The organism is Sphingomonas sp. Leaf33 (genome assembly GCF_001421785.1).
Classification (GTDB): Bacteria; Pseudomonadota; Alphaproteobacteria; order Sphingomonadales; family Sphingomonadaceae; genus Sphingomonas.
Genome location: NZ_LMLB01000001.1, coordinates 1,221,025 through 1,247,072 on the forward strand (window position 1 = coordinate 1,221,025; position 26,048 = coordinate 1,247,072).

Sequence of the window (26,048 nt, forward strand, 5' to 3'; positions counted from 1 at the left end):
GGGGGCGGCGTCAGTCGCAGGCGCGGTGGAGCTTCTGCGCCAGCCAGGCGGAGACGAGGCACATCGCTGCGACCAGCAGCAGCATGTCCTGCGGTGTCACGCCGAACCCGGTGATGACCAGCACCGCGACCGCGCCGATCGTCATGGCGCCGGCATTCACCACGTTGTTCGCCGCCACCGTGCGTGCGGTCTGGTCCTTCGTGACCGTCGTCGTCAGAAAGGCGTAGAGCGGCACGACGAACATGCCGCCGGCGACGGCGATGGCGAGCAGCGTGGCCATGATGATCAGCGACTGCGAATGGGTCAGGAACGTCGCGACATCGTACATCTGCCCGGCCGGCGCCGGGCGGAACAGCCGCGCCTCGACCGAGAAGGCGACGACGAACGCGCCCATCGCGACAACCGAGATCGGCGAATAGCGCGCGGAAATCTTGCCCTTCAGCATCGCATTGATCGCGACCGAGCCGATCGCGACGCCGACCGAGAAGATCGCGATGGCCAGGCTCGCGACCTTTTCGTCCGCGGTCAGCACATTCTTCACCAGCGGGGGGAAGATGATGATCAGCACGCTGCCGATCGTCCAGAAGAAGCTGATCGCCAGGATCGCCAGGAACAGCCGGCGGATGTGCATCGTCGCCGATATCAGGTGCCACGACGCGGTGATCGGATTGTAGTTGATCTTGAGCGGCGGCCCCATGCGCGGCGCCGGCGGCACCATGCGGCCGGTCACCCAGCCGATCAGCGCGACGATGATGACGAGGCCCGCGGCGGCCTCCACCGCGATCCAGCCGGCGAGCACGGTGCCCAGCAGGATCGACAGATAGGTCGCCGCCTCGACCAGCCCGGTGCCGCCCAGGACTTCGTGATCCTTCAGATGCTGCGGCAGGATGGCGTATTTGATCGGCCCGAAGAACGTCGAATGCGTGCCGAGCATCAGCACCGCGCCCAGCATCATGCCGAGGCCCACCGACGTATAGCCGGCCTTGGCCGCCAGCAGACCGGCGGCGCCGAATACCATGATGAAGATCTCGGCGGTCTTCACCAGCCGGATGATGCGCGACTTGTCGTAGGTGTCGGCCAACTGACCCGACAGCGCGGAGAGCAGGAAGAAGGGCAGGATCGCCAGGCCCGTCGCCAGCGCGTTGAAATGCGCCTCCATCTCGGCGTCGTTGAAGATCTGGTAGGTCGCGAACAGGACCATCGCGGTCTTGAACAGGTTGTCGTTGAACGCGCCCAGGAACTGGGTGACGAAGAGCGGCAGGAACCGCCGCTCCTTGAGAAGCCCGAGGGCATTGAACATGGTACGCGGTGCCTTCGAGCGATTGTCCCCTGGCGGGTGCAATAGCGGACACGGGGGCGGGGCGGCAATGGTGGATACGTGGTGGTGCGCCGGGTCATCCCCGGTTGCCCCACGCGCAACCGCCGCGTAAGCCATCCGGGTCAAGATGCTTACGCTCCCCAACCTCCTGACCCTGTCCCGCATCGTCACGGTGCCGCTGCTCGTCGCGCTGCTGTGGTGGCCGCAGTGGGAGGCGGGCTATGCCATGGCCTTCGTGCTGTACTGCCTGATGGGCGTGACCGATTATTTCGACGGCTATCTGGCGCGCGCGCAAGGCGCGGTGTCGAAGCTCGGCCAGTTCCTCGATCCGATCGCCGACAAGATCATGGTTGCGGCGGTTATCCTGATGCTGGTCGGCACCCGGTTCGAGGATCGCGCGATCATCACCGGCATCCACCTGATCGCGGCGATGGTCATCCTGCTGCGCGAGATCATGGTCAGCGGCCTGCGCGAATTCCTGGGCGGCATCCAGGTCTCGGTCCCGGTCTCGAAACTCGCCAAGTGGAAGACGACGCTGCAACTGGTGTCGCTCGGCGCGCTGATCCTGGCGGGCGCGGTGCCCGGCATCGCCTTCGTCAAGATCGTTGGCCTCGCCAGCCTGTGGGGGGCGGCCGCGCTGACGCTGCTGACGGGGTGGGATTACCTGCGCGTCGGCCTGAAGCACATGGACAGCTGATGGCCATCGAGATGCTCTATTTCGCCTGGGTCCGTGAAGGCGTGGGCCGGGGCAGCGAGCGGGTCGATCCGCCCGCCGACGTGGCGACGGTCGCCGACCTGCTCGACTGGCTCGCCGCGGACAGCCCGGCGCACGCACAGGCATTCGGCGACCGCGCGAAGCTGCGCGCGGCGGTCGACCAGGCGTTCGTGCCGCTCGACGCAGGCATAGCCGGCGCGCGCGAAGTGGCGATCTTTCCACCGGTGACCGGCGGATGATCCGCGTCACCGTCCAGCGCGAACCGATCGACGTCGCCGCCGCGCTTGCCGCTGTGGAAGCCGACGGGGCGGGGGCGATCGCCAGCTTCACCGGGCTGGTCCGCGCCGACGACGGGGTCAGCATCCTCGAACTCGAACATTATCCCGGCATGACCGAAGCCGCGCTGACCGCGCTGGCCGAAGGCGCCGCGGCGCGGTGGGACCTGCTCGACGTGACGATCGTCCACCGCGTCGGCCCGATGCGCCCCGGCGAGCGCGTCGTCTTCGTCGCCACCGCCGCCCGCCACCGCGGCGCCGCGCTGGAGGCGTGCGCGAGCCTGATCGACCGGCTGAAGACCGAAGCGCCGTTCTGGAAGCGCGAAGTGACGACCGAGGGCAGCCGCTGGGTCGAAGCGCGCGGTGGCGACGAGGACGCGGCGGCGCGGTGGCGATAGCGATTTAGGCCGTGAACCCGTAAACGACGACGTGCGGCGGGGGTGTTGAATATCCGCTTTTGGGTGGTAAGCGGACGCTATCCAAAGGCGATGATCGCCCAACCAATTACCCCGATCATCGCGACGCTGACGGTCGCAAATGCCGCCGTGAAGACGAAAGCGATCCAGAAGTTGATCGGCTGGACGCTGCGCTCGATGCGGTGGCTCTGCGCGTAGATCACTCCTGTTCGCAGCCCAACCAGCGCATTGCGTCCAAACAGGACTGCGAGAAGCAGAGCCACCGGAACAAGCACGATCATCAAAGCCATTGATCCCATGAATCGATCTATGCCGGTGACTTGGGAGGTACTCAAGCCGTGCATGGACGACTGGTGTTGGGCGTCAGCTGCCGTTACGCGGCTTGCGAAACCGAGCATATTTTTTGGGTGATGATTGCGATCTGTAGCGCCCTCCGGCCCGGTCGAGCAGCACACGTTCCACGACCCAATTTAACGATCGCAGCACCACCTGGAAGAACAGATAGTCGATAATCAGGAACACGATGATAGCGGCTAGGCCGATCGCGTTTAGCACCATCAGGCTCAAAGCTGCTCTCCCAGTCGCTTCCTGACATACCAGCGAATTGCAACGGCTGCTATTGGGCGGAAGCGGAATATCCGCTTTTTTTGAGCTCCAGCGTCGCTGCTGAACCGCCTGGAGGCGATGCCAGACGCTCGTTCAGTCGTTTGTTGAAGTAAAGTTGGAAAATGTTGTGTATAGCTTCGACTAGCAGCTCTTTCTCATCGATGGTTTTCCTTCGCCCATGGCGGTGTCGCGTCGCTCCGCCAGTGGATCGCCCGGACGGGGATTTGGGACCGGCATAGTGTGACCTTCGTGTGACCTTAGCCACGCCTGGTCGAATCGAGCCTGATCGACCGGCTGAAGACGCAAGCGCCGTTTTGAAAGCGCAAAGTGACCGACGAGGGCAGCCGCTGGGTCAAAGCGCGCGGTGGCGACGAGGCTATGGCGGCGCGGCGGCGGTGATTCCCTACCTCCCGTCACCCCGGACTAGTTCCGGGGTCCACCAGGCGGTTTGGGGAAGGGCTAGAGGGTCGAGCAACTTCCGTCGCGGCATAGTGGACCCCGGAACAGGTCCGGGGTGACGGTAAAGATGGGCGGGGTTCACCGCTCGCCCAGCACCCCCGCCAGCAAGCGAAAGTCCTTTTCCCGCGGGCTCGCCTTGCGCCAGACCAGCGCGATGTGCCGGGACGGGTTGTCGGCGGCCAGCGGCGCCGATGCGATGTGCGTGCGCTCCAGGATGCCGGCGTCGAGCGCCATTTCGGGCAGGATCGTCATGCCCAGGCCATTGTCGACCATCTGCACGACGGTGTGCAGCGACGTGCCCAGCATCGTCGCCTCGGCACGGATTTCGGGGCGGTTGCAGGCGGCGAGTGCGTGGTCCTTCAGGCAATGCCCGTCCTCCAGCAGCAGCAGTCGGCTCTCGTCGATGTCGCTCGGCCGGATGCCGGCGGCGGGCGGCGACAGTTCGCCCTTGGGGAAGGCGAGGTACAGCCGGTCCTCGAACAGGCGCGCGGCCTCCACGTCACCGCAGGCGTAGGGGAGGGCCAGCAGCACGCAGTCGGTGCGGCCCTGGTGGAGCCCTTCGCACGCCGGGCCGCTCGGCTCCTCGCGCAGGTACAGCTTCAGGTCGGGATAGTCGCGGCGCAGGCGCGGCAGGATCTGCGGCAGCATGAACGGCGCGATGGTCGGGATGACGCTCATCCGCATCTCGCCCGACAGCGGCTGGCCAGCGGCGCGCGCCATGTCGCCCAGCTCCTCCGCCTCGCGCAGCACGCGGCGGGCCTTTTCGGCGATGCGTTCGCCCAGCGGCGTGAAGCGGACGACGCGGCGGGTGCGCTCGACCAGCGTGATGCCGATCAGCGTCTCCAGCTCGCGGATGCCGGCCGACAGCGTCGACTGCGTCACGAAACACGCCTCCGCGGCGCGGCCGAAATGGCCGATGTCGCGGAGCGCAACCAGATATTGCAGCTGCTTCAGCGTGGGCAGGTAGGTGGTCACGCCTGCGGGTCTAGCTCTCTCCGCCGCCTCAGGCCAGCGCGCGGTACAGGCTGAACGCGCTGGTCGCGGTCAGCACGACGCCGACCATGACCAGCAGCGTCCGCGTCGGCACGCGCTTGGCGATGATCGCGCCGAACGGGGCGGCGATGACGCCGCCGATCAGCAGGCCGACGACGGCGGTCGTGAACGCGGCAAAGCCCAGGTGCGCGATGAAGGTGATCGACACCGTCAGCGTCAGGAAGAATTCGACGCTGTTCACCGTGCCGATCGTCATGCGCGGCTGGGCGCCCTGCACCAGCAGGTTGGACGTCACGACCGGCCCCCAGCCGCCGCCGCCGGCCGCGTCCAGGAAACCCCCGGCCAGGCCCAGCGGCTCGATGATCCGGGGCTCCCGGTGCTGGTTTCCGGGGAAACGGATGCCGCGGTAGAGCAGATAGAGCCCGATCGCTGCCAGATAGGCCATGACGAACGGCCGCGTGACCGACGCATCGAGCGAGGTCAGCAGATACGCTCCCGCGACGCCCCCGACGATACCCGGGACCAGCAGGCGCAGGAACAGCTTCTTGTCGACGTTGCGGTGGATCGCATGGCTGATGCCCGACACGCCGGTCGTGAAGCACTCGACCAGATGCACGCCCGCCGACGCGGTCGCGGGCGGCACGCCCAGGACGCTCACCAGCAATGTGCTGGAGATGACACCGAACGCCATGCCCAGCGCCCCGTCGACGACCTGCGCCGCGAAACCCACCGCGACGAACGTCCAGACCTGAGACCAGTCCAACCCTTCGAACATTACCGTCCCCTGTCCGTATTCGCGCCTGAGCATAGGGCACGGGAGAAACCCGACAAGACAGATAGGCTTTAACGTGGACAAGCCTTGTGGCCGGACGCTGGAATTGGCGCGGGCAGTGCCCTACATTTGCATCGTAAAAGGGGAAGCGCCTACCGCCATGTCACGGCTCGTCGACTATCTGGATTCGATCAAGGCGCGCGATCCGGCGCCGCGGTCGCGCTGGGAAATCCTGCTTTATCCGGGCGTCCTCGCGCTCGGGATGCACCGCATCGCGCACTGGCTGTTCCAGGCGGACCTGTTCTTCCTCGCGCGGTTCGTGAACCATCTGTCGCGTGCGCTGACCGCGATCGACATCCACCCGGGTGCGAAGATCGGGCGCAATTTCTTCATCGACCACGGCTTTACCGTCATCGGCGAGACGGCGGAAATCGGCGACGACGTCACCATCTATCAATGCGTGACGCTGGGCGGGACCAGTCCCGACAACGGCGTCGCGGGCAAGCGCCATCCGACGCTGGCGGACGGCGCGATCGTCGGGTCGGGCGCGCAGGTGCTGGGCCCGATCACGGTCGGCACGCGCGCGCGGATCGGTGCGAACGCCGTGGTGACGCGCGACGTGCCGCCCGGCGCGACGATGGTCGGCATCCCGGCGCGACCGGTGGTGGTGGAGGCGGAGACGTACAGCCGCGACTTCGTGCCCTACGGCACGCCGTGCCGCGAGATGAGCGAGGCGAGCATGACACGGTTCGACCAGCTGGAGCGCGAACTGGGCGCCTTGCGCGCCGAGATGGCGACGCTGCGCGGTGACGACGAGGCGCGCGACCGCGCCTGATGGGCACCGTCACGCCCTTTCCGCTGACGGCCGGCAAGCCGAACCAGGTCGGCTTCGACCGCGCCGAACTGATGCGCATCCTCGACCTCTACGGGCGGATGGTCGCGGCGGGGCATTGGCGCGACTATGCAATGGACCTCGGCCGCGATGCGGCGATCTTCGCCGCCTTCCGCCGCGCCGCCGAACGCCCCGAATATCGCATCGAGAAGCGTCCGGCCCTGCGCAACCGCCAGGGCGAATGGGCGCTGATCGGCGAACAGGGCGCGGTGCTGAAGCGCGGGCACGAGCTCGGCCCGGTACTGGCGCCGGTCGAGCGGCGGCTGATGAAGCTGATCGAGGAATAGAGAAACGCCGAAGCCCGCCGGCCGCTCGGCCGACGGGCTCCCTTGTCGCGCTGGTTGGGCTCTATGCCGTCGCCATCCGCGGCTGGTTCACCGGGGGCAGGCGGTCGGACAGGCTACCGGTCAGGCCGACCACGACCGCGCGGGCCTTGTGCCAGAATGCCGAGAGCAGCAGCAGCGCGGAGCCGATGACGAGGCCGGTGAACGCCGCCGACAGCTCGACCGCGCCCGCCGTCTTGAACAGCGAGACGAGCGCGTAAAGGACATAAGCGAGGCTCGACACCAGCAGCGCGCGGCGATCGACCGCCAGCGCCACCGCGGCGAACACGATGTAGAGCGCGATGACCAGCAACGCGGTCGGCACGCCGATCGCGGCGTCGAACACGCCGAGCATGTTGAAGACCGAATGCGCGATCATCGGCGCGGCGGCGAGGTGGAGCCAGAAGGCGACATCGCTGCGACGCGTCAGCCGCTCGCGGTCGCTCATGTCCCAGCGCATGGCAAAGGCGAACATGCCGAGGCCCGCGACGAACACCAGCGGGAAGACGGCGTCCTTAGCGCCGGGGATCAGGCCGAAGACCAGCGCCATGACGACCGCGACGACCGCGACCGCACCTGCCGCGACCGTGATCGGCACCATGAACCGGCGCCAGTGCAGCCAGGCGGCTGCGGCGGTCAGTGCGGCGATCACCGCCGCCATGGTCCCGACAATGGCGTACTGGACCTGTTCGGAATCGAAGCTCTTCAGCCACGGCTCCAGTGTTTCGCCGTTGTCGGCGATCACGCCCGCCAGCGCGCCCGCCACACCGCCGACGAACGCGAGCAGCAGCAGGATGCTGGGGAGCGCCATGCGACGCTGGCGGGTGAAATATTCGGCGAGCCCCCACGCCGCGACCGCCACCGATGCCCCGGCGAGCGGCGCCCAGATCGAGCCCCCGATCCAGCCGACCGCGGCCAGCAGCAAGGCGCTGGCGATGGCGACGAAGATGTCGTTGAAGCCGGTCAGCAGCCGGAACTGTTCTTCGTCGACCGTCGGCGACTGGCGCTGCGCGGCGATGTGATTGCGTAGTGCCGCCGCGGCATCGGGGGTGATCGCCCCGGCATCGACGGCACTGCGCAGGTCCTGTTCGCTATACATGATAGTCCTCCCTGTTACGGGAGGACTATCATTAGTGTCATGGTGTTGCAACACACCACGACGTTGTGGCGATCAGAGGATGACGTCGATCGTCGGGTTGAGCGTTCCGTTCACCTGGAACACCATGTCGGCGATACGATCGCCGTTGGCATCCAGGCTGACGCTGGTGACGTTCGTGGCGCTGTCATAGGCGAACACCGCCTGTCCGACCGCGCCCGAGAACGCGCTGACGCGGGTAAACGCCTGGTCGCCCGACACGCCGGCGTTGGCGTCGATCGCCGACAGGTCGATACGGTCGCTGCCCGACGTGAAGTCGAGGATGCGATCGATCGCATTCGGCGCGCTGTCGGTCAGCGCATCGAACAGGAACGTGTCGGCCCCCGACCCGCCATAGAGCAGGTCGGCACCGCCGCCGCCGTCGATCCTGTCGTTGCCGGCATTGCCGCGGATCGTGTTGGCGAATTCGTTGCCCAGGATCGTGTCGGCACCCGACCCGCCGATCGCGTTCTCGACCACCACGCCAGCAGCGATCGCGACGTTTCCGGTCAGCCCGCCGACGTTCGAGAAATGCCCGTCGTTCAGGTCGATCAGCTGCGACTGAGTGTAGCCGGAGAAGTCGAGCGTATCGTTGCCGCCGGCATCCCACACCGCGAAGATCACCGGCGTCGACGACGACGCGGTCGAGTAATAATCCCGCGCGGTATTGGAGTTGAAGCCATAGGTGGTGTCGCCGGTGCGCGTCGTCATGTTCGCACCGTACAGCCGCTGCGCCGCCGCGATGTCGTCGAGCAGCGGGGCCGCGGCGTAATAGCCGCCGTTGTTGCCGCCGGTGTTCGTTTCCGACCAGTAGCTCATGACCGAATACTGGCGCGTATCCTCGTAATATTGCGCGCTATTGGCATAGGTCGGGCTGCCGTTGCCGGCGTTGTAGTCGCCGGGATGCCCCAGGCCGATGGCATGGCCGATCTCGTGGACCAGTACCTGCCCGCCATAGTTGAGGTTGTCGGGTGCCCGGTTGTAGCTGAGCGAGCTGTTGTACCAGCTGTCACCCCCGACGCCGCTGCCGGGATAGTAGGCGAAGGCCGCCGCGCCGCTGGCGCCGGTCGAATAGTTGCCGAACAGCATCTGCGCCGAATTGGAGTAGCCGTTGGTGCCGCTGACGCGCGTGAAGGTGATGCCGGCGACGTCGGACCAGGCGCGCAGGGCGATCTGCGCCTGTTCGATCTGCGCGGCATTGAACACCGAGAAGCCCGAGGTGCCGTTCGGCATCGACGTCGGTGCGCTCGCGCGGAAGGCATAGGTCACTTCGGCGGGCTGGCCGAGCGTCGACCCGTTCCACGTCTGGTTGGCGCGACCGAGCTGCGCGGCGGCCTCCGCGATGGTCAGCGACGTCTTGCCGTTCGATCCGGCGTCGCCGCGATCCTCGCTGTTGAGCGCAAACATCGGCGCCCCGCTGTGCGTCGTGGTGTCCGGCCCGGCGTTGCCGAGGCAAGACGGACAGCGGCACATTTGCGGCTCGTCCTGCGTTAGGGTGCCGGCGAGATTGAGCGGCGGCAGTCCGGCGGAGGGCGATGCGATGTACGACACCGGTGACGACGCAGCGGTAACGGCGCGCAGGGCGTCCGTATCGAAATACAGCGCTTCGCCGATGCCGACTTCCGCAGATGCGGCGAATGATTTTTGCCAACGCATAAGGCTCTCCCGATCAATCGGCCGAGCGCTCGCCTCCAACCGAGTGCAACGCGCTCGGCCCCCAATGCTGCACCGTTTTTCCCGAACGGTGATCGCCGGATTGATTTCGATTACTAGCGCATGTTCGGCAACCCCGATTTCGGCAAGTGCAGTGGAAGGACGCAAAATGGGCGGCGAAGCGAGCTCAAATCAGGATAGCTTGATGATGCGCGAGCCATCCGAATTGACCGGACGTTGGACGGTCTTCGCCGGAAAAACGATTTGCACGCTAGCGTTTACGAGCGACCGGATCGAATCGGCGAACGCCTGGCGGGTTTCGGACGAAGCGCGGTGCCTCGACGGGATCGCGCCGCGAATCGTCGGATGGCGGCCTGCGCCCGACGGCATCGAACTGGTATCCGCCGACCGGCGGACGGTGGTGATGTTCGACGCCGCAGGGCAGGGCCGCTCGCCGCAGGGCGAGGCGATAGCTCTCCGGCGGGCGACGGACTAAGCGGCCGCGCGCGCGATCAGCTTTGTAGCGTGCGCAGGATCGTCATTGCTTGGTCAGCGCCCGACTGCGGCACGGTCTCGCCCGTGCGATCGGTAATCTCTGTCCAGTGCGCCGCAATCCCCTCTGCGGACAAATCGTCGCCGCGAAGCGCTACGCCCGGCGTAAGCGTCACGTAGGCGGCCTGGAACACCCCCGCGCCGGCACCCACGATCGCGTTGGTCGGGGCGTCTTCGCTGACGAGATAGACGGCGGCGGGCGCCACCGCTTCCGGTGTGAACAGGGCAAAGGCGTCGGCGGGGAACAGGTCCTCGGTCATCCGCGTACCGGCGGTCGGCGCGATCGTGTTGACGCGAATGCCGTACTTCGCGCCTTCAATCGCCAGTGTCTTGGTCAGCCCCGCCAGCCCGAGCTTAGCCGCTCCATAGTTGGCCTGGCCGAAATTGCCGTACAATCCGGTCGACGATGCGGTCATGAGGATGCGGCCATAGGCCTGCTCGCGCATCGTGTCCCACACCGCTTTCGTGCAATTGGCTGATCCGTTCAGGTGGACGTCGACGACGAATGCGAAGTCTGCGGGCTCCATCTTGGCGAAGCTCCGGTCACGCAGGACGCCGGCGTTGTTGATCAGGATGTCGATCCGGCCCCACGCCTGCTTCGCCTGCGCCGCCATCTCGACCATCTGGGCGTAATCGGTGACGCTGCCGCCATTCGCCAGCGCCGTGCCGCCCGCCGCCTCGATTTCCGCGACCACCTTGGCCGCGGCGTCCGACGTGCCCGTCCCGTCGCGCGATCCGCCCAGATCGTTGACCAGCACCCTCGCCCCGCGCCGGGCGAGATCAAGCGCATAGGCCCGGCCAAGCTCGCCGCCCGCACCGGTCACGATCGCCACCTTGCCCTCGAACGAGATCGTCATGCCGTACATCCTCTTCGTAAACGTCACCCGGGCATCTCGACGGACTGGCGACGAAAAACAAGACGGGCGCGACCTCCGTTTTGGAGGGCGCGCCCGCTGTTTTGGTCAGGCTGTGCCGATCAGCCGCCGCGCTGGCGGCACTTGTCGGTCTGGCCCTTCTTGCAGATCGGATAGCTCTGCAGGGGGGCGGGGGCCGGATAGGCCTGCGCGACCGGCGGCGCTGCCATGAAGGTCGGCGTCACGCCCGGCTGGGCCATGCCCGATAGGGCCGGAGTCGCGGGCTGGTAGCCACCTGCGCTTTCCTGCGCGGTGAAGTTGCCCGGTGCCATCGGCTGGGCCGGCGGCGTCGGGGCCATCGGCGCGTTCGGATCGGCGGGCGCGGTCTGCGTCATCGGTGCGCCGGGCTGCATCGGGGTAGCCGGCTGCATCGGCGTCGCCGGTTCGGGTGCGGGCGTCGGCGCCGGCATCGCGGCTGGATCTGCCGGCGGCGGGGTCGGGGTCGTCTGGGTCTGCGCGGCGGGGTCGGCTGGCGGGGTGGTCATCGTGTCCTGCGCGATGGCGGTGCCACCGAAGGCGAGCGCGCTCGCCAGCAAAATCGTCTTGAACGCCATGGTAGGGTCCTCGCAAATGGGGCGCACCAGGAAAGCGTGCGTCTCGGGGGGTAACGCCGCATCGGCCAAGTCGTTTCCCTCCCGACCCTAATCTCTATCAGAGGTCCGCTGTCAGACGCTCGAATCCAGGGCGTACCCCGCCGAGCGCACCGTGCGGATGATGTCGGGTTTGTCGCCGACGTTGATCGCCTTGCGCAGGCGACGGATGTGCACGTCGACCGTCCGCGCCTCGATATCCGAATCATGACCCCAGACCGCGTCCAGCAGCCGCTCGCGCGAAAAGACCCAGCCGGGATGCTCCAGGAAATGCTTCAGCAGGCGGAATTCGGTGGGGCCGAGCTGGATCGTCTCGCCGCCACGCTTCACCTTGTGGCCGACGGTGTCCATCTCGAGATCGCCGTAGCTGAGTGATTCCCCGGCCAGCGCCGGGCGTACCCGGCGCAGGACGGCGCCGACGCGGGCGATCAGTTCGCGCGGGGAAAACGGCTTGGTCACATAATCGTCGGCACCGGTTTCCAGTCCGCGCACGCGGTCCTCTTCCTCCCCGCGCGCGGTCAGCATGATGATGGGCACGTTCTGCGTCGCGGCTGTGCGACGGAGTTGACGGCACACCTCCAGGCCCGAAATCGGCCCCTCGATCATCCAGTCGAGCAGGACGATGTCGGGCGTAACCTCGCGCGCGAGCAACAGCGCTTCCTCGCCGTCGGGGGTGTGGCGGACCTCAAAATCCTCGCGCCGGAAATTCCAGGATACCAGTTCGGCGAGAGCGGGATCGTCCTCGACCAGCAGCATCGTCGCACGGCTCATGCGCGGCCCTCCAGGCTATCGCGATCGGCAAGATATTTGCCGGTCGCGGCGAAATAGACCATTTCGGCGACGTTGGTCGCGTGGTCGCCGATCCGCTCCAGATTCTTGGCGACGAACAGCAGGTGCGCGACTTCACTGATCGTCTTGGGGTTCTCGACCATGAAGGTCAGGAGTACCCGAAAGATCGAATTGTAGAAATCGTCGAGCGCACGGTCGCGGCGGCAGACCTCCAGCGCAGCCTCGGCATCGCGGCTGGCAAAGGCGTCGAGCACGTCGCGCACCATGTCGCTGGCGAGGTTCGCCATCGCGGGCAGGATCGATATCGCCTCGATCCGGTCGGGTCCGGTGTGGATGGAGGGCACGCGCTTGGCGATGTTCTTGGCATAGTCGCCGATCCGTTCGATGACGGCTGCGATCTTCAGCGCGGCGACGACGTCGCGCAGGTCGTCGGCCATCGGCGCACGCAGCGCGATGACGCGGACGGCGAGCTTCTCGACCTCCGCCTCGATCAGGTCGATCGCCTTGTCCTTCATGCGGACCTGCTTGGCGAGTTCGGCATCGCCGCGCGACAGGGCGGTCATGGCATCGGCGATGGCTTCCTCGGCGAGCCCGCCCATCTGGCTGATGAGCCCGCGCAGATGACCGATATCCTGGTCGAACGCCTTGACGGTGTGTTCCTGGCCGGTGGCCATGTGCGTCTACTCCAAACGGGACGGACTCAGCCGTAGCGCCCCGTAATATAATCCTTTGTCCGCGGCTGGCGCGGGGCGGTGAAGATTTCGTCGGTCAGGCCGTATTCGACCAGTTCGCCCAGATGGAAGAAGGCGGTGCGCTGCGACACGCGCGCGGCCTGCTGCATGTTGTGCGTCACGATGACGATCGCATATTTGCCGCGCAGGTCGGCGATCAGTTCCTCGATCCGCGCCGTCGCGATCGGATCGAGCGCGGAGCAGGGCTCGTCCATCAGGATGACTTCGGGATCGACCGCGATCGCGCGGGCGATGCACAGGCGCTGCTGCTGCCCGCCCGACAGGGCGGTGCCGCTGTCGTCGAGGCGATCCTTCACTTCGTCCCACAGCCCCGCGCGCTTCAGCGAGCGCTCGACGATCTCGCCAAGCTCGGCGCGACCGCTGGCGAGGCCGTGGATGCGCGGGCCGTAGGCGACGTTTTCGAAGATCGACTTGGGGAAGGGGTTGGGCTTCTGGAACACCATGCCGACCCGCGCGCGCAACTGCACCACGTCCATCGCGGGCGCGTAGATGTCCTCGCCGTCGAGCAGGATGTCGCCGGTCACCTTCGCCGACGGGATGGTATCGTTCATGCGGTTCAATGTGCGCAGGAACGTCGACTTGCCGCAGCCGCTGGGGCCGATGAAAGCGGTCACCTCGTCCATCGACATGGTGATCGACACGTCGCGCACGGCCTGCTTGGCGCCGTAATGGACGCTGACGTTCTGTGCGGACAATTTGGGCGGAGTGAGGCTCACCAGCGGGTCTCGAACTTGTTGCGGAGGTAGATGGCGAGCGCGTTCATTGCCAGCAGGACGGCGAGCAGCACCAGGATGGCGGCCGACGTTTTCTCGACGAAACCGCGCCCGACCTCGTCCGACCAGAGGAAGATCTGCACCGGCAGCACGGTCGCGGGATCGCTGAAGCCTTGCGGGGGCGCGGCGATGAAGGCGCGCATACCGATCATCAGCAGCGGCGCGGTCTCGCCCAGCGCACGCGCCATGCCGATGATCGTGCCAGTCAGGATGCCGGGCAGGGCGAGGGGCAGGACGTGGTGGAACACGACCTGGATGCGGCTCGCGCCGATGCCGAGTGCCGCGTCGCGGATCGAGGGCGGCACCGCCTTGATCGCGTTGCGCCCGGCGATGACGATGACCGGCATGATCATCAGCGCCAGCGTCATGCCGCCGACGATCGGCGCGGAACGCGGCAGGCCGAGCGTGCCGAGGAAGACGGCGAGGCCGAGCAGGCCGAAGATGATCGAGGGGACGGCCGCCAGGTTGTTGATCGATACCTCGATCAGGTCGGTCCAGCGGTTCTTCGGCGCATATTCCTCGAGATAGACCGCCGACAGCACGCCGACCGGGAAGGCGAGCAGCAGGGTGATCGCCATCGTCATCAGCGAGCCCTTCAGCGCCCCCCAGATGCCGACGGCACCGGGGTCGGTCGCGTCCGCGCGGGTGAAGAACGGCCAGTTGAAGCCGGTCGAGAGGAGGTTCAGGCTGCGGAGGCGCGCGACGACCGCTTTATCCGCGGCCTTGCCGTCACCGCGTGCGGCCAGATCGATACCCGTGGAGGCGGGGACCTTGATGGCCGCGCGCGTTTTCAGGATCGCCGGATCGGTCTTGATCGCATCGCGGACGCTCAGCCAGGCCGTGTCGGCGATATGGTCCGATCCGCCGGGACCGAAGGCGCCTTCCGCCGCGCCCGACACCTTGTCCTGCAATTCCGCGCCCGCCAGCGCGAGATCGGCACCCGGACCGGCGAGTTGCGCGGGCGTGACGGCCAGCGCCATCGCCGGAAAATCGAGCGACAGCGTGACTTCGGTCCGCTGAAACCCGCGCAGCCCGCTCGCCATCATGGTCACGAGCAGGAATGCGAGGAACGCGCCCGACAGCACGACCGCGGCCAGACCCATCAGGCGGAAGCGGCGCTCGGCCGCGTAGCGACGGCGGATGCGACGCTGCATCGCTTGCCCGCGCCAATCGGTCGGCGCGCGCGCGGCGGGCTCGACGCCCTGCGCGGGGCTGCCGGCGACCATGGTGGCGCTATTCATAAGCCTCCCGGTACTTTTTCACGACGTTCAGCGCGACGACGTTGAGCAGGAAGGTGATGGCGAACAGCGTCAGGCCGAGTGCGAAGGCGGCAAGCGTCTTCGGGCTGTCGAACTCCGCCTCGCCGGTCAGCAGATCGACGATCTGCTTGGTGACGGTCGTCGCGCTGTCGAACGGGTTGAGCGTGATCGTCGCGGCGCCCGATGCTGCCATCACCACGATCATCGTCTCGCCGATCGCGCGGCTGACCGCCAGCAAAACACCGGCCACGACGCCGGGCAGGGCTGCGGGCAGCAGCACCTTGCGGATCGTCTCGTTGGTCGTCGCGCCCATCGCCAGGCTGCCGTCGCGCATCGCGGTGGGGACGGCGGCGATCGAATCGTCGGCCATCGACGACACGAACGGGATGATCATCACGCCCATCACGAGGCCCGCCGACAGCGCGCTTTCGGAACTGGCGTAGGGCATTCCCAGCATCACCGCGACCTGCCGGATCGCCGGACCCACGGTCAGCGCCGCGAAATAGCCGTAGACGACGGTCGGCACTCCCGCGAGCATCTCCAGCGCGGGCTTCATCCAGCGGCGGAAACCCGGCTTGGCATATTGCGTCAGGTAGATCGCGCTCATTAGCCCGAACGGGATGGCAACGATCATCGCGATCACCGCGCCGATGAAGAAGGTGCCCCAGAACAGCGGCACCGCGCCGAGCGATTCGCCGGGGTCCTTCGCGCTGATGATCTGCGGGCTCCAGTGCGTGCCGAACAGGAAGTCGGTGATCGGCACGATGCGGAAGAAGCGCACGCTTTCGAAGACCAGGCTCAGGAAGATGCCGAGCGTCGTCAGGATCGCGATCAGCGAGGCGACGAGCAGGATCAGCATGACGCCGCGTTCGACCCGCGTGCGGGCGCGCAAGGCAGGGGACACGCGACTGTAGGCGAAAGCGCCGCCGGCGAAGGCGAGCAGGAGGGCAACGATGGCGCCGATCCAGCGGAACTTGGCCATCGCTGCGGCAAAGGCGGGGGCGAGCGTTTCGGACTGGGTGAAGAACGCGCCGTACGCGCTGCCGCCGGCGAGACTCCGCGCTTCGTTCAGGATCATCTCGCGCTCGTACCCGCTTGCCGGCAGCACGCTGGCGGCGGGATCGGCCAACGCCGATGCGGTGACGAGCGACGGACTGACCGCGGCCCAGACGCCCAGGAACGCCAGCGCCGGCAGCACCGTCCACAGCGCGACGTAGAAGCCATGCTGGCTGGGCAGCGAGTTGGGCTGCACCGGGCTCGTCGCTGCCTGTGCCAGCGCGCGCGTCCGGGCGGTCAGCCAGCCGATCAGGCCCAGCCCGACGATGACGAACAGGAGCGCGAGCGGCGTCATTTCAGGTCGCCTGCTGACAGGATGGAGCCCTCGGCGATGATCCGTGCCGATGCCGCGCGCACGTCGGGCGAGGCGGCGATCAGCCCGCGTCGCGTGAGCGGTCCGCCGGAGCCCCACGCCTTGGCATAATCGGTGATGAACTCACGCAGGCCGGGCACGGCGCGCAGATGCGCTTTCTTGACATAGATGAACAGCGGGCGGGCGCCGGGATAGCTGCCGTTGGAAATCGTGTCGTAGCTCGGCGCCACGCCGTCGAGCGGCACGCCGTGGAGGCGATCGGCGTTTTCCTCGAGATAGCTGTAGCCGAAGATGCCGATCGCGTTCGGATTGGTCGTCAGGTTCTGAACGATCAGATTGTCGTTCTCGCCCTTGTCGACATATACGCCGTCGTCGCGCAGCTTGGTGCACAGATTGGCGAAGGCATCCGGGTCGGCGTCCTTCAGCGCCTTGGCTCGTGGGTTCTCCGCCTCGCACGCCGGCACCAGCACCAGTTCGGCAAAGGCGTCGCGCGTGCCGCTGGTCGCGGGCGGGCCGTAGAACTGGATGGGGATCGCGGGCAGGGCGGAGTTCACATCGGCCCAGGTGCGACTGGTGTTGGGCTTGCCGTCCGGCGCTGCGGCGAGCGCGTGGTAGACGTCGGCGCGAGTCAGCGTCAGCTTCGGGCCCGTGTTCGATTCGGCAAGCGCAATGCCGTCCGTGCCGATGCGGATTTCCAGGATGTCGGTCACGCCGTTGCGGCGGCAGGTCTCGAACTCGGCGGGCTTCAACCGGCGGCTGGCGTTCAGTACGTCGGGGTGCGCGGGACCGATCCCGCTGCAGAACAGTTTGACGCCGGAGCCGGTGCCGGTCGATTCGATTACCGGCGGCTTCAGGCCGCGGCTGTTGACGAAATTCTCGGCGACCGCGGTGGTGAAGGGATAGACGGTCGACGATCCGACGATGCGGATCTGGTCGCGCGTCGTGCCGCCGTCACAGCCGGCCAGTGCAAGGAGCGCCGCTCCCGTAACCGCCCCCGTAACCGCCAAAGATCGCACCCGTGATCCCACTGTCCCCAAGGCCCCCAGCGCGACTCACCGTGCGCTCACAGGACCCCTGTTGCGGTTTCGTTACGTGGTGATGACACCGGCTTGCCCTGGATCAAGGTCCGGGGGAGTCCCCCTCAGCGCACCGCCGCCGGTAGCAGCGCGGTCACCGTCGTGCCCTTGCCCACCGCACTGTCGATGCGCAGCCGCCCGCGGTGGCGCTCGACGATATGCTTCACGATGGCAAGGCCCAGGCCCGTTCCGCCGACCGCACGGCTGCGGCCGGGATCGACGCGGTAGAAGCGTTCGGTCAGGCGCGGCAGGTGCTCGGGTGCGATGCCGTCGCCCTGGTCGGCCACGGCGACGCGCACCATCGAATCGCCGTCCGGCGCGATGGTGATCGCGACCGGCGTGCCGGCGCGGCCGTACTTCATCGCATTGCCGACCAGATTGTGGAGCAGCTGCGACAGCTGCACCCGGTCGCCGAGCACGTCGGCGGGCTCGGACACGTCCAGCATCAGGTCGCCCCCGCGCGGGCTGCCGCTGGCCGACAGTTCGCGGCACACGTCGCGACCGAGGGCGGCCAGATCGACCGGCGTCTCGGGCAGGCGGAATTTCTCCGCCTCGATCCGGCTGAGGCTCATCAGGTCGCCGACCAGCCGCTCCATCCGCCGCGCCTCGTCGTCCATGACCTGCAGGAACCGGTCGCGTGTCGCGGGGTCTTCGCCCGCGCCATCGCGCAGCGTCTCGATGAAGCCCAGCAGTGACGTGAGGGGCGTGCGCAGTTCGTGGCTGGCGTTGGCGACAAAATCGACGCGGATGCGGTCGGCGGCGGCACTCGCGGTGCGATCGGACAGGTGGATCAGCCGGTGCTCGGCCGCGGTCTTGACCCGCATCGCCCAATGCTGGTCGCGCGCGCCCAGGCCCACCAGCTCGATCATCCCGTCGTCGGGCGAAAGCTGGAGCAGGCGCTCGGCCGCGGCCGGGTGGCGGATGGCGAGCCGCACGTCCTCGCCGGTGATGTGGTCGCCCAGCAGCGTGCGCGCGGCGCGGTTGGCGCGGACGACGCGGGTGCCGGCGATGACCACGACCGGATCGTCGAGCGCGTCGAGCAGGGCGTCGGCATCGGGACCGTCCGTCCGCCCGTCATCGACCGGCGGGCGATAGGCGGGCGCGGGCGCACTGGCGGCGACCAGCACGGAGGCGATCCCGAAGACGATCATGATGGCGCTGGCAGACGCATCGCGCGTGACGACGGCCATCGCGGCCGTGGCGGCCACGACCAACGCCATCGCGAGCAGCATCGGCAAGCGGCGCCCCATCCCCATGGACCTCGCGATAGCCGAGATGGGACAGGCTGGCCAAGGGGCCGCTTGCGCACGCTTTACGATTGTGAAAGGCGTGCGGGTGCAGAAAGGGCGGGACATGAGCGACGACAGCGACATCACCGGCGGCACCACCCGCCGCCGCGCCCTGAGACTGGGCGCGATCGGTGCGACCGCGGTCGTCTCGATCCGCCCGGCGCTGGCGCAGGCCGCCGGATCGGTGCTGACGTGCGAGATCCCCGTCCCCGACCCGGCGCGGGCGGGCAAGTACATCGCCGCCGACGGCACGCTGGTCGATCCCGGCACACCGGGCGCGTTTCCGCCGGCCAGCGGCGCGTTCAAGGGCGAGGACGTGAAGCGTGCGATGGCGGGCGGGCAACTGCCGGGCACCGACTACGACCGGTCGAAGGCGTACACGAACTATATCCGCCGGTTGCAGTCGGGGCAGAGCGGCTTCACCTGCTTCGCCTCGCTGCAGATGCCGCGGGGCTGACAGCCCCGTCGCAAAATCCGTTGGCCCTGAGCTTGTCGAAGGGCTGTCCTTTTCTTCGAGGAAGAAAGTACAGTGCTTCGACAGGCTCAGCACGAACGGGGTGGGGGCGGGCGGTATGTCGCTGCTGCGGCTGATACCCTGCGCATTGCGCCGCTCGACACGCTGACTGCGATCTACCACCGTGCATCGGGCATCACCCATATCGTCGACAGCCCGGTGCCGGAACTGCTTGAGGCCTTGAGCGAACCGCGCTCGTTGAGCGATCTGCTCGGGCAGCTTGCCACAGACTATGACCTGACCGACGCCGATCCCGCCGCCCTGACCGAGCGGCTGGCCGAGCTGGAAGCCGCGGGGCTGGTGTCGCGGGTGTGAGGCACGTCCACCGCGTCCAGATCGGCCCGGCATCGTTCCGTATCGGCAGCGACTGGCGCGCGCCCGTCGCACAGATCGCCGACCTGTACCGCGACTATCCTGCGCCGGCGGACGGCGTCTGCGACTATACCGTCCGCCTGTTCGCCGCACGGCCGTGGCGGCGGCTCGTCCGCCCGGCGATCACGCTGGGCGGTGATTTCACGCTGCCCGATGCGGTGCCGATGCCGCTTGCCTGGGGCGTGTTGGCCGCGGAAATGGCGATGAACCTGCAACTGGCCCTGGGCGAGCGGCGCTATCTGCTGCTCCATGCCTCCGCGGTCGAGCGCAACGGGCGCGCGCTGCTGATGACCGGGCTGTCGGGGGCGGGCAAGTCGACGCTCGCCGCGCTGCTGGCGACGCGCGGATGGCGGCTGATGGGCGACGAATTCGCGCTGGTCGATCCGGCGACCGGCCTTGCCCACGCCTTTCCGCGGCTGGTCAGCCTGAAGAACGAAAGCGTCGGCGTGATGGCACGAGCGGTGCCCCAAGCGCGGTTCGGGCCGTTGCTGGCGGGCACGCCGAAGGGCGACCTGCGCCACTTGGTCCCCGATGCGACCGCGATCGCACGGATGGCCGAGCCGGCGCGACCGGCGCTAGTCCTTTACCCCCGCTTCGGCTTCGCATCCGCCGAACGCGAAGTCCCGCCGGCGGAGGGCTTCGTCCGGCTGACGCAGGCCTCGACCAACTATACCGCGCTGGGGGAGGCGGGGTTCGACGCGCTCGTCCGGCTGGTGCGCGAGGTGCCGGCGATGGCGATCGATTATCCCGACACCGACGACGCGCTGGCCCAGGTCGAGCGGCTGTGGGCGGCGCTGTGAGGGATGCGATGCCGCTCGTCCGCGCGCTTCGCGACCCGGCGAGCACCGCGGGGCTGGATGGCGAAGGCTGGACACGTCTGATCGCGCTGGCGCGGGCTGAACAACTGGTCGGCACGTTGGCGAATCGAGTGCGGGGCCTGCCGAAGCCCGATGCCGCCGACCGGCTGCTTGAGGCGGCGCGGGCCTCGGCGGAGCAGGGGCGGACGCAGGCGCTGTGGGAAGCGGAGATGGCGCGTCGCGCGCTCGCCCCGCTCGGCCTGCCGGTCGTGCTGCTGAAGGGCACGGCGTACGTCGCCGCGGGCCTCGCCGCAGGACAGGGACGGTCGATCGGCGATCTCGACATCCTGGTCCCGCGCGACCGGCTTGACGACGTCGAGGCGGCGCTGCTGGCGGCCGGGTGGGAATGGGTGAAGCCCGATCCGTATGACGACGCCTATTACCGGCGCTGGATGCACGAACTGCCGCCGCTCATCCACCGCGAGCGCGACCGAATGATCGACGTCCACCACACGGTGCTGCCGTTGACCGCGCGGATCACGCCCGATGCCGGCGCGATGCTTCGCGATGCGGTGCGTCTGCGCGACGGGATGGCGGTGCTGTCGGGCGACGACATGATCTGCCATTCCGCCGCGCATCTGTTGGCGGACGGCGACCTGGCTGGCGGTCTGCGCAACCTGTGGGACCTGCACTGCCTGTTCGCGGAGGTCGCGACGCCGGATTTGTGGGCGCGGGCGCGGTTGCATGGGCTGGAAGCGGCGGTGGCGCGGGCGTGGCGGTTGGCGGGCCTCCTGTTCGAAACGTCGTCCCCGCGCAGGCGGGAACCCATCTCCACCGGTGGCCCCGCGCACGTCCGGGAGATGGATCCCCGCCTGCGCGGGGATGACGGGCGGTGGAGCGACCGCCCGTACCGCCGTCGCCTGCTGGCCCGAGACGGCTGGGGTCGCGCGACGCGCCCCGTCACCCGTTTTGCTTTCTTTGTCCGCTCGCACTGGCTGCGGATGCCGCCCGCCATGCTGGCGCGGCATCTGCTCACGAAGTGGCGCAAAGGGCATCGAGCGTCGGGATGAGCTGCGCATAGTCGTCGATCACCGCATCGGCGCCCATCGCCTCGACGGGGCCGAGCAGGAAGCCGAACGACACCGCGATCGCCGGGACGTCCGCCGCCTGCGCCGCCTGCACGTCGTAGATCGAATCCCCGACGAACGCCGCGCGCCCGCCACCCAGCCGGTCGATCATCGTGTGGATCGGGGCGGGGGAGGGCTTGGCGCTGCCCGGTCCCAGTGTGTCGCCGCCGATGACGCAGGCGAAGCGCTCGGCGAGGCCGAGGTCGCTCAGCAGGCGCGTCGCGAACCGTTCGAACTTGTTGGTGACCACCGCCAGCCGAACACCCCGCGCCGCCAAGGCGTCCAGCGCTGCGATCGCACCGGGGAAGGGGCGGCTGTAGACGGACAGATGGTCGCCGTAATAGGCCAGCAGCGCCTTGTAGTAGGCACGGAACTCTTCCGCCCCGCACCCGCCGGTCGCCTCCAGCGCCTGCGCCAGCATATGCTTCGCCCCGCCACCGATCATCGACGTCACCTGTTCCCGCGTCAGCGGGGCACGACCGGCGATGTCCAGCGCATGATTGACCGCCGCGGCCAGGTCGCCGCTGGTGTCGATGAGCGTACCGTCCAGGTCGAAGCCGACAATGGCGAAGGGATTTTGGTTCATGTCGGCCCCATAGCCGGACCGGCTATGGAATTGATAAGGCTTTCGTGGCAGGGCGCGCGGCTATGTCGATGCGCCCTCTTGCCGCGATCGTCCTGGCTGCCGGCCAGGGCACGCGGATGAAATCCGACCTGCACAAGGTGCTGCACCCGATCGCCGGGCGGCCGATGCTCGCGCATCTGCTGGCGAGCGTCGGCGAACTGGACGCGGCGCGGACGATGGTCGTCGTCGGCGCGCGGCGCGAACAGGTCGAGGCGGCGGCGACGCCCTTGGGCGCGGAGATCGTCGAACAGCGCGAGCAACTGGGCACCGGCCACGCCGTGCAGCAGGCCGAGCAGGCGCTGGGCGGGTTCGCCGGCGACGTGCTGATCCTCTACGGCGACGTACCGCTGGTCCGCGCCGACACGATGCGCGCGATGATCGCGCGGCTGCACGGCGACGATGCGCCGGCCGCGGTCGTGCTCGGCTTCCGCCCGGCCGATCCGGGCGCCTATGGCCGGGTCATCGCCGATGGCGACGGCCGCATCGCCAGGATGGTCGAATTCAAGGATGCCTCGGCGGAGGAACGCGCGGTCGACCTGTGCAATTCGGGGCTGATGGCGGTGCGCGGCGAGGACCTGTTCGCGCTGCTCGCCCGCGTCGGCAACGCCAATGCCGCGGGCGAATATTACCTGCCCGACATCGTCATGCTGGCCGGTTCGGACGGCCGCCATTCCGCCGTGATCGAAACCGACGCGACACAAGTGACCGGCGTCAACAGCCGCGGCGAACTGGCCGCGCTGGAGGCGCAGTGGCAGGCTGCGCGGCGTCGCCAAGCGATGGTCGACGGCGCCACGCTGATCGCGCCCGATACGGTCTGGTTCACGCACGATACCGTCGTCGGCCGGGACGTGACGATCGAGCCGAACGTGGTCTTCGGCCCCGGCGTGACCGTCGCCGACGGTGCGACGATCCGTGCGTTCAGCCATCTCGAAGGGGCGAGCGTGGGTCGCCACGCCGACGTCGGCCCCTATGCCCGCCTGCGTCCCGGCGCGGTGCTGGGCGAAAAGGCCAAGGTCGGCAACTTCGTCGAGATGAAGAAGGCGACGCTGGGCGCGGGCGCGAAGGTCAACCACCTGAGCTACATCGGCGACGCCGATGTCGGGGCGCGGGCCAACATCGGCGCGGGCACCATCACCTGCAACTACGACGGCTTCCTTAAATATCGCACGACGATCGGCGAGGGGGCGTTCATCGGCTCCAATTCGGCGCTGGTCGCACCGGTCACCATCGGTGCGGGCGCGATCGTCGGCGCGGGATCGACCGTGACGCAGGACGTGGCCACAGACGCGCTGGCGCTCGTGCGAGCCCCCCAGACCGCCAAGCCCGGCTGGGCGGCCAAGTTCCGCCAGGTCATGGCCGCAAAGAAAGCCGCGAAATGAACCCGCGACACGACGGCAAACCGCTGCTGCGCCTGCTCGATGGCTATGTGATGGACGCGATCGGCCATCTCGACCCGGCCGAGGCGAGGGCGCTGAGCGCGATGGAGCCCGATCTGCGCCGGCAATGGGGCGGGAGCGGCGACTGGCGCGCACTGTGCGCCGCGCAGATGCGCTTCCCCGCCGGCATGGCAGGCGCGATCCGCGAGATGTGGGCAAAGGGGCGCGAGAAGTTCGTCGCGGCGCAGGGGCACGAGCCCGATCCGGTGCAGTTCACCCACTCGTTCGTCGACAGCAAGTTTCCAAGATAAACCGACCAACAGGCGGCGCAGAGGCGACACGCCCGGGCCGAGGAGAAGACCATCATGTGCGGCATCGTAGGTATCCTGGGCACGCGCCCCGTGGCCGAGCGCCTGTTCGAAGGGCTGAAGCGCCTCGAATATCGCGGCTATGATTCGGCCGGCATCGCGACGCTGGTCGACGGGCAGATCGAGCGTCGCCGCGCTGAGGGCAAACTGTCGAACCTGGGCGCGAAGCTCGCCGCCGATCCGCTGCCCGGCGACATCGGCATCGCCCATACGCGCTGGGCGACCCACGGCGCGCCGACCGAGGACAACGCGCATCCGCACATCGTCGGCGATGTGACGATCGTCCACAACGGCATCATCGAGAACTTCAAGCCGCTGCGTGACGAGCTGATCGCGCAAGGCCGCGAGTTCAAGTCGCAGACCGACACCGAAGTCGTCGCGCATTTGGTCGATCGCGAGCGGCAGGCCGGCAGGAGCCCGCGCGATGCGGTCGCCGCGGTCCTGCCGCGCCTGCACGGCGCCTTCGCTCTGGCGGCGATGTTTGCGGGTGAGCCCAACCTGCTGATCGCCGCGCGCCTGGGTGCGCCGTTGACGGTCGGTTACGGCGAGGGCGAGAACTACCTGGGGTCGGACGCGCACGCGCTGGCCGGCCTGACCCAGCGGATCGCCTACCTCGACGAAGGCGATTGGGCGGTGCTGACGCGCGAGAGCATCGAGATTTTCGACCGCGACAATAATCCCGTCGAGCGCGCGATCGTCGCGTCGGGCGTGTCGCCGGCCGCGATCGAAAAGGGCAACCACGCCCATTTCATGCTCAAGGAAATCTACGAGCAGCCGGTCGTCGTCGCGCAGACGCTGCAGAGCTACATCCGCCCGGTCGAGCAGATGGTGGCGATGCCGCAGATGGACTTCGACCTGGGCACCATCGAGCGCGTCGTCATCATCGCCTGCGGGACGGCGAGCTATGTCGGGATGATCGGCAAATACTGGATCGAGCGCTTCGCCCGCTTGCCCGTGGAGGTCGATGTCGCGTCCGAATATCGTTACCGCGACCCCGTGCTGCCGCCGAACACGCTGGGCGTGGTCGTCAGCCAGTCGGGCGAGACGGCCGACACGCTGGCCGCGCTGCGCCACATGAAGGCGAACGGCGTCACCACTGCGGGCATCATCAACGTGCCGACGTCGAGCATGGCGCGCGAAGTCGATCTGCTGCTGTCGACCCATGCCGGCCCTGAAATCGGCGTCGCCTCGACCAAGGCGTTCACGTGCCAGCTGGCGGTGATGGCCGCCTTGAGCGTCAACCTTGCCCGCGCCAAGGGCAAGCTGACCCGCGAGGAAGAAGCCGACATCGTCACCCACCTGACCGAGAGCCCTGCGGCGATTAACGCGGCGCTGGCGCATGACGACGAGATCAAGGCGATGGCGGGCAAGATCGCGGTGGCCCGCGACGTGCTGTACCTAGGCCGCGGTCCCGACTATCCGCTGGCACTGGAAGGTGCGCTGAAGCTGAAGGAAATCAGCTACATCCACGCCGAGGGTTATGCGTCGGGCGAGATGAAGCATGGGCCGATCGCGCTGATCGACGATTCGGTGCCGCTGATCGTGCTTGCCCCCTCGGGCTCGCTGTTCGACAAGACCGTCAGCAACATGCAGGAGGCGCAGGCGCGCGGTGCGCAGGTCGTGCTGATCAGTGACGCCGCCGGCATCGCCCAGGCCGGCGAAAACACCATCGCGACGATCGAGATGCCCGAGGTCCACCCGCTGATCGCGCCGATCGTCTATGCGGTGCCGGTGCAGTTGCTGGCGTACCATGTCGCGGTCGCCAAGGGCACCGACGTTGACCAGCCGCGCAACCTGGCGAAGTCCGTCACCGTCGAATGAGAGGCGGGGCGGGGGTGCTCGACCGTGTGGGCGAACAATCGACTTTTCCGTGAGGCATTAGAAATCTCCGTCGCCGTGAGAGAGTGACAACGAAGACTTCCGTTCAGTTGGGCACCTGCGCGGCGGTG

General features: G+C 67.9%; 30 protein-coding genes. 13 read left to right on the forward strand and 17 right to left on the reverse strand.

The features are described 5' to 3' along the window. Window positions 1-10: 10 nt before the first annotated feature. Complete coding sequence (locus ASE86_RS06095) at window positions 11-1,300, reverse strand: MFS transporter (protein ID WP_056423662.1); 1,290 nt, start codon at window positions 1,298-1,300, stop codon at window positions 11-13. Window positions 1,301-1,445: 145 nt separating this feature from the next. Between ASE86_RS06095 and pgsA the strand changes: the two genes are divergently transcribed. From pgsA to ASE86_RS06110, 3 genes are read left to right on the forward strand one after another with little or no spacing between them, the layout of a single operon-like run. Further along, window positions 1,446-2,015, forward strand: a complete 570-nt coding sequence (gene pgsA, locus ASE86_RS06100) for a CDP-diacylglycerol--glycerol-3-phosphate 3-phosphatidyltransferase (RefSeq protein ID WP_056423664.1) — start codon at window positions 1,446-1,448, stop codon at window positions 2,013-2,015. Further along, entirely contained in the window at window positions 2,015-2,272 is a 258-nt protein-coding gene (gene moaD, locus ASE86_RS06105) for a molybdopterin converting factor subunit 1 (RefSeq protein ID WP_056423666.1), read from the forward strand. The genes pgsA and moaD overlap by 1 nt, the downstream gene beginning before the upstream one ends. Next, on the forward strand, window positions 2,269-2,706 hold the full coding sequence (locus ASE86_RS06110) for a molybdenum cofactor biosynthesis protein MoaE (protein WP_056423668.1): 438 nt from the start codon (window positions 2,269-2,271) through the stop codon (window positions 2,704-2,706). Before moaD ends, ASE86_RS06110 begins: the two co-directional genes overlap by 4 nt. Window positions 2,707-2,783: 77 nt before the next feature. Here the strand turns inward: ASE86_RS06110 and ASE86_RS06115 are convergent, their stop codons facing one another. From ASE86_RS06115 to ASE86_RS06130, 4 genes are all read right to left on the reverse strand, one after another. Further along, window positions 2,784-3,014 carry a hypothetical protein gene (locus tag ASE86_RS06115; protein WP_156347038.1) on the reverse strand — a complete coding sequence of 77 codons (231 nt, stop codon included), beginning with the start codon at window positions 3,012-3,014 and terminating at the stop codon, window positions 2,784-2,786. Window positions 3,015-3,087: 73 nt separating this feature from the next. Beyond that, window positions 3,088-3,291 (reverse strand): hypothetical protein, encoded by a 204-nt coding sequence (locus ASE86_RS06120; protein WP_156347039.1) that lies wholly within the window; start codon window positions 3,289-3,291, stop codon window positions 3,088-3,090. A gap of 576 nt (window positions 3,292-3,867) precedes the next feature. Continuing rightward, window positions 3,868-4,764: a hydrogen peroxide-inducible genes activator gene (locus ASE86_RS06125; protein ID WP_056423674.1), complete on the reverse strand. Its 897-nt coding sequence runs from the start codon at window positions 4,762-4,764 to the stop codon at window positions 3,868-3,870. 28 nt (window positions 4,765-4,792) lie between these two features. Then, window positions 4,793-5,557, reverse strand: coding sequence for a sulfite exporter TauE/SafE family protein (locus tag ASE86_RS06130; protein ID WP_056426700.1), 765 nt, complete (start codon window positions 5,555-5,557; stop codon window positions 4,793-4,795). Window positions 5,558-5,714: 157 nt separating this feature from the next. Between ASE86_RS06130 and epsC the strand changes: the two genes are divergently transcribed. Together epsC and ASE86_RS06140 are read left to right on the forward strand one after the other, a co-directional pair. After that, a complete protein-coding gene (gene epsC, locus ASE86_RS06135; protein WP_056423676.1) occupies window positions 5,715-6,389 on the forward strand; it encodes a serine O-acetyltransferase EpsC in 675 nt (224 codons plus the stop codon). Next, a complete protein-coding gene (locus tag ASE86_RS06140; protein WP_056423678.1) occupies window positions 6,389-6,733 on the forward strand; it encodes a DUF2794 domain-containing protein in 345 nt (114 codons plus the stop codon). Before epsC ends, ASE86_RS06140 begins: the two co-directional genes overlap by 1 nt. A 61-nt stretch (window positions 6,734-6,794) precedes the next feature. Here ASE86_RS06140 and ASE86_RS06145 read toward each other — a convergent pair whose 3' ends face one another. After that, window positions 6,795-7,868, reverse strand: a complete 1,074-nt coding sequence (locus ASE86_RS06145) for a hypothetical protein (RefSeq protein ID WP_056423680.1) — start codon at window positions 7,866-7,868, stop codon at window positions 6,795-6,797. Between the two features lie 72 nt (window positions 7,869-7,940). Further along, entirely contained in the window at window positions 7,941-9,560 is a 1,620-nt protein-coding gene (locus tag ASE86_RS06150) for a serralysin family metalloprotease (protein WP_156347040.1), read from the reverse strand. A gap of 64 nt (window positions 9,561-9,624) precedes the next feature. Between ASE86_RS06150 and ASE86_RS16200 the strand changes: the two genes are divergently transcribed. Then, the gene (locus ASE86_RS16200; RefSeq protein ID WP_162233312.1) at window positions 9,625-10,053 is read left to right on the forward strand and encodes an AprI/Inh family metalloprotease inhibitor; all 429 of its coding nucleotides are present in this window, start codon (window positions 9,625-9,627) and stop codon (window positions 10,051-10,053) included. Window positions 10,054-10,069: 16 nt separating this feature from the next. Here ASE86_RS16200 and ASE86_RS06160 read toward each other — a convergent pair whose 3' ends face one another. The 9 genes from ASE86_RS06160 to ASE86_RS06200 form a co-directional block, all read right to left on the reverse strand. Beyond that, window positions 10,070-10,966: an SDR family NAD(P)-dependent oxidoreductase gene (locus ASE86_RS06160; RefSeq protein WP_056426705.1), complete on the reverse strand. Its 897-nt coding sequence runs from the start codon at window positions 10,964-10,966 to the stop codon at window positions 10,070-10,072. Window positions 10,967-11,085: 119 nt separating this feature from the next. After that, on the reverse strand, window positions 11,086-11,577 hold the full coding sequence (locus ASE86_RS06165) for a hypothetical protein (RefSeq protein ID WP_056423684.1): 492 nt from the start codon (window positions 11,575-11,577) through the stop codon (window positions 11,086-11,088). A 111-nt stretch (window positions 11,578-11,688) separates the two neighbouring features. Next, window positions 11,689-12,384, reverse strand: a complete 696-nt coding sequence (gene phoB / locus ASE86_RS06170; RefSeq protein WP_056423686.1) for a phosphate regulon transcriptional regulator PhoB — start codon at window positions 12,382-12,384, stop codon at window positions 11,689-11,691. After that, window positions 12,381-13,076: a phosphate signaling complex protein PhoU gene (gene phoU / locus ASE86_RS06175; RefSeq protein WP_056423688.1), complete on the reverse strand. Its 696-nt coding sequence runs from the start codon at window positions 13,074-13,076 to the stop codon at window positions 12,381-12,383. Before phoU ends, phoB begins: the two co-directional genes overlap by 4 nt. Window positions 13,077-13,102: 26 nt before the next feature. Then, complete coding sequence (pstB, locus tag ASE86_RS06180; protein WP_056423694.1) at window positions 13,103-13,870, reverse strand: phosphate ABC transporter ATP-binding protein PstB; 768 nt, start codon at window positions 13,868-13,870, stop codon at window positions 13,103-13,105. Further along, window positions 13,867-15,168 (reverse strand): phosphate ABC transporter permease PstA, encoded by a 1,302-nt coding sequence (gene pstA / locus ASE86_RS06185; RefSeq protein ID WP_056423696.1) that lies wholly within the window; start codon window positions 15,166-15,168, stop codon window positions 13,867-13,869. Before pstA ends, pstB begins: the two co-directional genes overlap by 4 nt. Next, window positions 15,161-16,537 (reverse strand): phosphate ABC transporter permease subunit PstC, encoded by a 1,377-nt coding sequence (gene pstC / locus ASE86_RS06190; RefSeq protein ID WP_056423698.1) that lies wholly within the window; start codon window positions 16,535-16,537, stop codon window positions 15,161-15,163. Before pstC ends, pstA begins: the two co-directional genes overlap by 8 nt. Continuing rightward, window positions 16,534-17,562 (reverse strand): substrate-binding domain-containing protein, encoded by a 1,029-nt coding sequence (locus tag ASE86_RS06195; RefSeq protein ID WP_235524002.1) that lies wholly within the window; start codon window positions 17,560-17,562, stop codon window positions 16,534-16,536. Before ASE86_RS06195 ends, pstC begins: the two co-directional genes overlap by 4 nt. Before the next feature lie 134 nt (window positions 17,563-17,696). Continuing rightward, window positions 17,697-18,887, reverse strand: coding sequence for a sensor histidine kinase (locus ASE86_RS06200; RefSeq protein ID WP_056423702.1), 1,191 nt, complete (start codon window positions 18,885-18,887; stop codon window positions 17,697-17,699). 97 nt (window positions 18,888-18,984) lie between these two features. On the opposite strand from ASE86_RS06200, the gene ASE86_RS06205 reads away from it, so the two are divergent. The 4 genes from ASE86_RS06205 to ASE86_RS06220 all read left to right on the forward strand — a co-directional run bounded on the left by ASE86_RS06205 (window position 18,985) and on the right by ASE86_RS06220 (window position 21,673). Beyond that, window positions 18,985-19,377 (forward strand): hypothetical protein, encoded by a 393-nt coding sequence (locus tag ASE86_RS06205; RefSeq protein ID WP_056423704.1) that lies wholly within the window; start codon window positions 18,985-18,987, stop codon window positions 19,375-19,377. A gap of 72 nt (window positions 19,378-19,449) precedes the next feature. Beyond that, a complete protein-coding gene (locus tag ASE86_RS06210; RefSeq protein WP_056423707.1) occupies window positions 19,450-19,749 on the forward strand; it encodes an HPr-rel-A system PqqD family peptide chaperone in 300 nt (99 codons plus the stop codon). After that, window positions 19,746-20,606, forward strand: a complete 861-nt coding sequence (locus tag ASE86_RS06215) for an HprK-related kinase A (RefSeq protein WP_056423712.1) — start codon at window positions 19,746-19,748, stop codon at window positions 20,604-20,606. The genes ASE86_RS06210 and ASE86_RS06215 overlap by 4 nt, the downstream gene beginning before the upstream one ends. Window positions 20,607-20,614: 8 nt before the next feature. Next, window positions 20,615-21,673: a nucleotidyltransferase family protein gene (locus ASE86_RS06220; protein WP_056423714.1), complete on the forward strand. Its 1,059-nt coding sequence runs from the start codon at window positions 20,615-20,617 to the stop codon at window positions 21,671-21,673. Here ASE86_RS06220 and ASE86_RS06225 read toward each other — a convergent pair. Continuing rightward, window positions 21,636-22,316, reverse strand: a complete 681-nt coding sequence (locus ASE86_RS06225; RefSeq protein WP_056423716.1) for an HAD-IA family hydrolase — start codon at window positions 22,314-22,316, stop codon at window positions 21,636-21,638. The two genes, ASE86_RS06220 and ASE86_RS06225, sit on opposite strands and share 38 nt — an antisense overlap. A 62-nt stretch (window positions 22,317-22,378) precedes the next feature. Between ASE86_RS06225 and glmU the strand changes: the two genes are divergently transcribed. The 3 genes from glmU to glmS are packed head-to-tail and all read left to right on the forward strand — an operon-like array spanning window position 22,379 to window position 25,920. Beyond that, window positions 22,379-23,734, forward strand: coding sequence for a bifunctional UDP-N-acetylglucosamine diphosphorylase/glucosamine-1-phosphate N-acetyltransferase GlmU (gene glmU / locus ASE86_RS06230; protein WP_056423718.1), 1,356 nt, complete (start codon window positions 22,379-22,381; stop codon window positions 23,732-23,734). Continuing rightward, window positions 23,731-24,042, forward strand: a complete 312-nt coding sequence (locus tag ASE86_RS06235) for a hypothetical protein (protein WP_056423720.1) — start codon at window positions 23,731-23,733, stop codon at window positions 24,040-24,042. The genes glmU and ASE86_RS06235 overlap by 4 nt, the downstream gene beginning before the upstream one ends. A gap of 54 nt (window positions 24,043-24,096) precedes the next feature. Further along, window positions 24,097-25,920 carry a glutamine--fructose-6-phosphate transaminase (isomerizing) gene (gene glmS, locus ASE86_RS06240; RefSeq protein WP_056423724.1) on the forward strand — a complete coding sequence of 608 codons (1,824 nt, stop codon included), beginning with the start codon at window positions 24,097-24,099 and terminating at the stop codon, window positions 25,918-25,920. Window positions 25,921-26,048 lie beyond the last annotated feature (128 nt).

Coding starts and splice junctions, on each gene's coding strand:
- ASE86_RS06205 (WP_056423704.1), top strand. CDS start 18,985: ATGAGCGACGACAGCGACATCACCGGCGGCACCACCCGCCGCCGCGCC.
- ASE86_RS06095 (WP_056423662.1), bottom strand. CDS start 1,300: ATGTTCAATGCCCTCGGGCTTCTCAAGGAGCGGCGGTTCCTGCCGCTC.
- moaD (WP_056423666.1), top strand. CDS start 2,015: ATGGCCATCGAGATGCTCTATTTCGCCTGGGTCCGTGAAGGCGTGGGC.
- pgsA (WP_056423664.1), top strand. CDS start 1,446: ATGCTTACGCTCCCCAACCTCCTGACCCTGTCCCGCATCGTCACGGTG.
- pstA (WP_056423696.1), bottom strand. CDS start 15,168: ATGAATAGCGCCACCATGGTCGCCGGCAGCCCCGCGCAGGGCGTCGAG.
- ASE86_RS16200 (WP_162233312.1), top strand. CDS start 9,625: ATGCTGCACCGTTTTTCCCGAACGGTGATCGCCGGATTGATTTCGATT.
- ASE86_RS06115 (WP_156347038.1), bottom strand. CDS start 3,014: ATGGCTTTGATGATCGTGCTTGTTCCGGTGGCTCTGCTTCTCGCAGTC.
- ASE86_RS06140 (WP_056423678.1), top strand. CDS start 6,389: ATGGGCACCGTCACGCCCTTTCCGCTGACGGCCGGCAAGCCGAACCAG.
- ASE86_RS06165 (WP_056423684.1), bottom strand. CDS start 11,577: ATGGCGTTCAAGACGATTTTGCTGGCGAGCGCGCTCGCCTTCGGTGGC.
- ASE86_RS06130 (WP_056426700.1), bottom strand. CDS start 5,557: ATGTTCGAAGGGTTGGACTGGTCTCAGGTCTGGACGTTCGTCGCGGTG.
- phoU (WP_056423688.1), bottom strand. CDS start 13,076: ATGGCCACCGGCCAGGAACACACCGTCAAGGCGTTCGACCAGGATATC.
- ASE86_RS06225 (WP_056423716.1), bottom strand. CDS start 22,316: ATGAACCAAAATCCCTTCGCCATTGTCGGCTTCGACCTGGACGGTACG.
- phoB (WP_056423686.1), bottom strand. CDS start 12,384: ATGAGCCGTGCGACGATGCTGCTGGTCGAGGACGATCCCGCTCTCGCC.
- ASE86_RS06220 (WP_056423714.1), top strand. CDS start 20,615: ATGCCGCTCGTCCGCGCGCTTCGCGACCCGGCGAGCACCGCGGGGCTG.
- ASE86_RS06235 (WP_056423720.1), top strand. CDS start 23,731: ATGAACCCGCGACACGACGGCAAACCGCTGCTGCGCCTGCTCGATGGC.
- ASE86_RS06150 (WP_156347040.1), bottom strand. CDS start 9,560: ATGCGTTGGCAAAAATCATTCGCCGCATCTGCGGAAGTCGGCATCGGC.
- glmS (WP_056423724.1), top strand. CDS start 24,097: ATGTGCGGCATCGTAGGTATCCTGGGCACGCGCCCCGTGGCCGAGCGC.
- ASE86_RS06200 (WP_056423702.1), bottom strand. CDS start 18,887: ATGGGGATGGGGCGCCGCTTGCCGATGCTGCTCGCGATGGCGTTGGTC.
- ASE86_RS06145 (WP_056423680.1), bottom strand. CDS start 7,868: ATGTATAGCGAACAGGACCTGCGCAGTGCCGTCGATGCCGGGGCGATC.
- ASE86_RS06160 (WP_056426705.1), bottom strand. CDS start 10,966: ATGACGATCTCGTTCGAGGGCAAGGTGGCGATCGTGACCGGTGCGGGC.
- pstC (WP_056423698.1), bottom strand. CDS start 16,537: ATGACGCCGCTCGCGCTCCTGTTCGTCATCGTCGGGCTGGGCCTGATC.
- epsC (WP_056423676.1), top strand. CDS start 5,715: ATGTCACGGCTCGTCGACTATCTGGATTCGATCAAGGCGCGCGATCCG.
- glmU (WP_056423718.1), top strand. CDS start 22,379: ATGTCGATGCGCCCTCTTGCCGCGATCGTCCTGGCTGCCGGCCAGGGC.
- ASE86_RS06110 (WP_056423668.1), top strand. CDS start 2,269: ATGATCCGCGTCACCGTCCAGCGCGAACCGATCGACGTCGCCGCCGCG.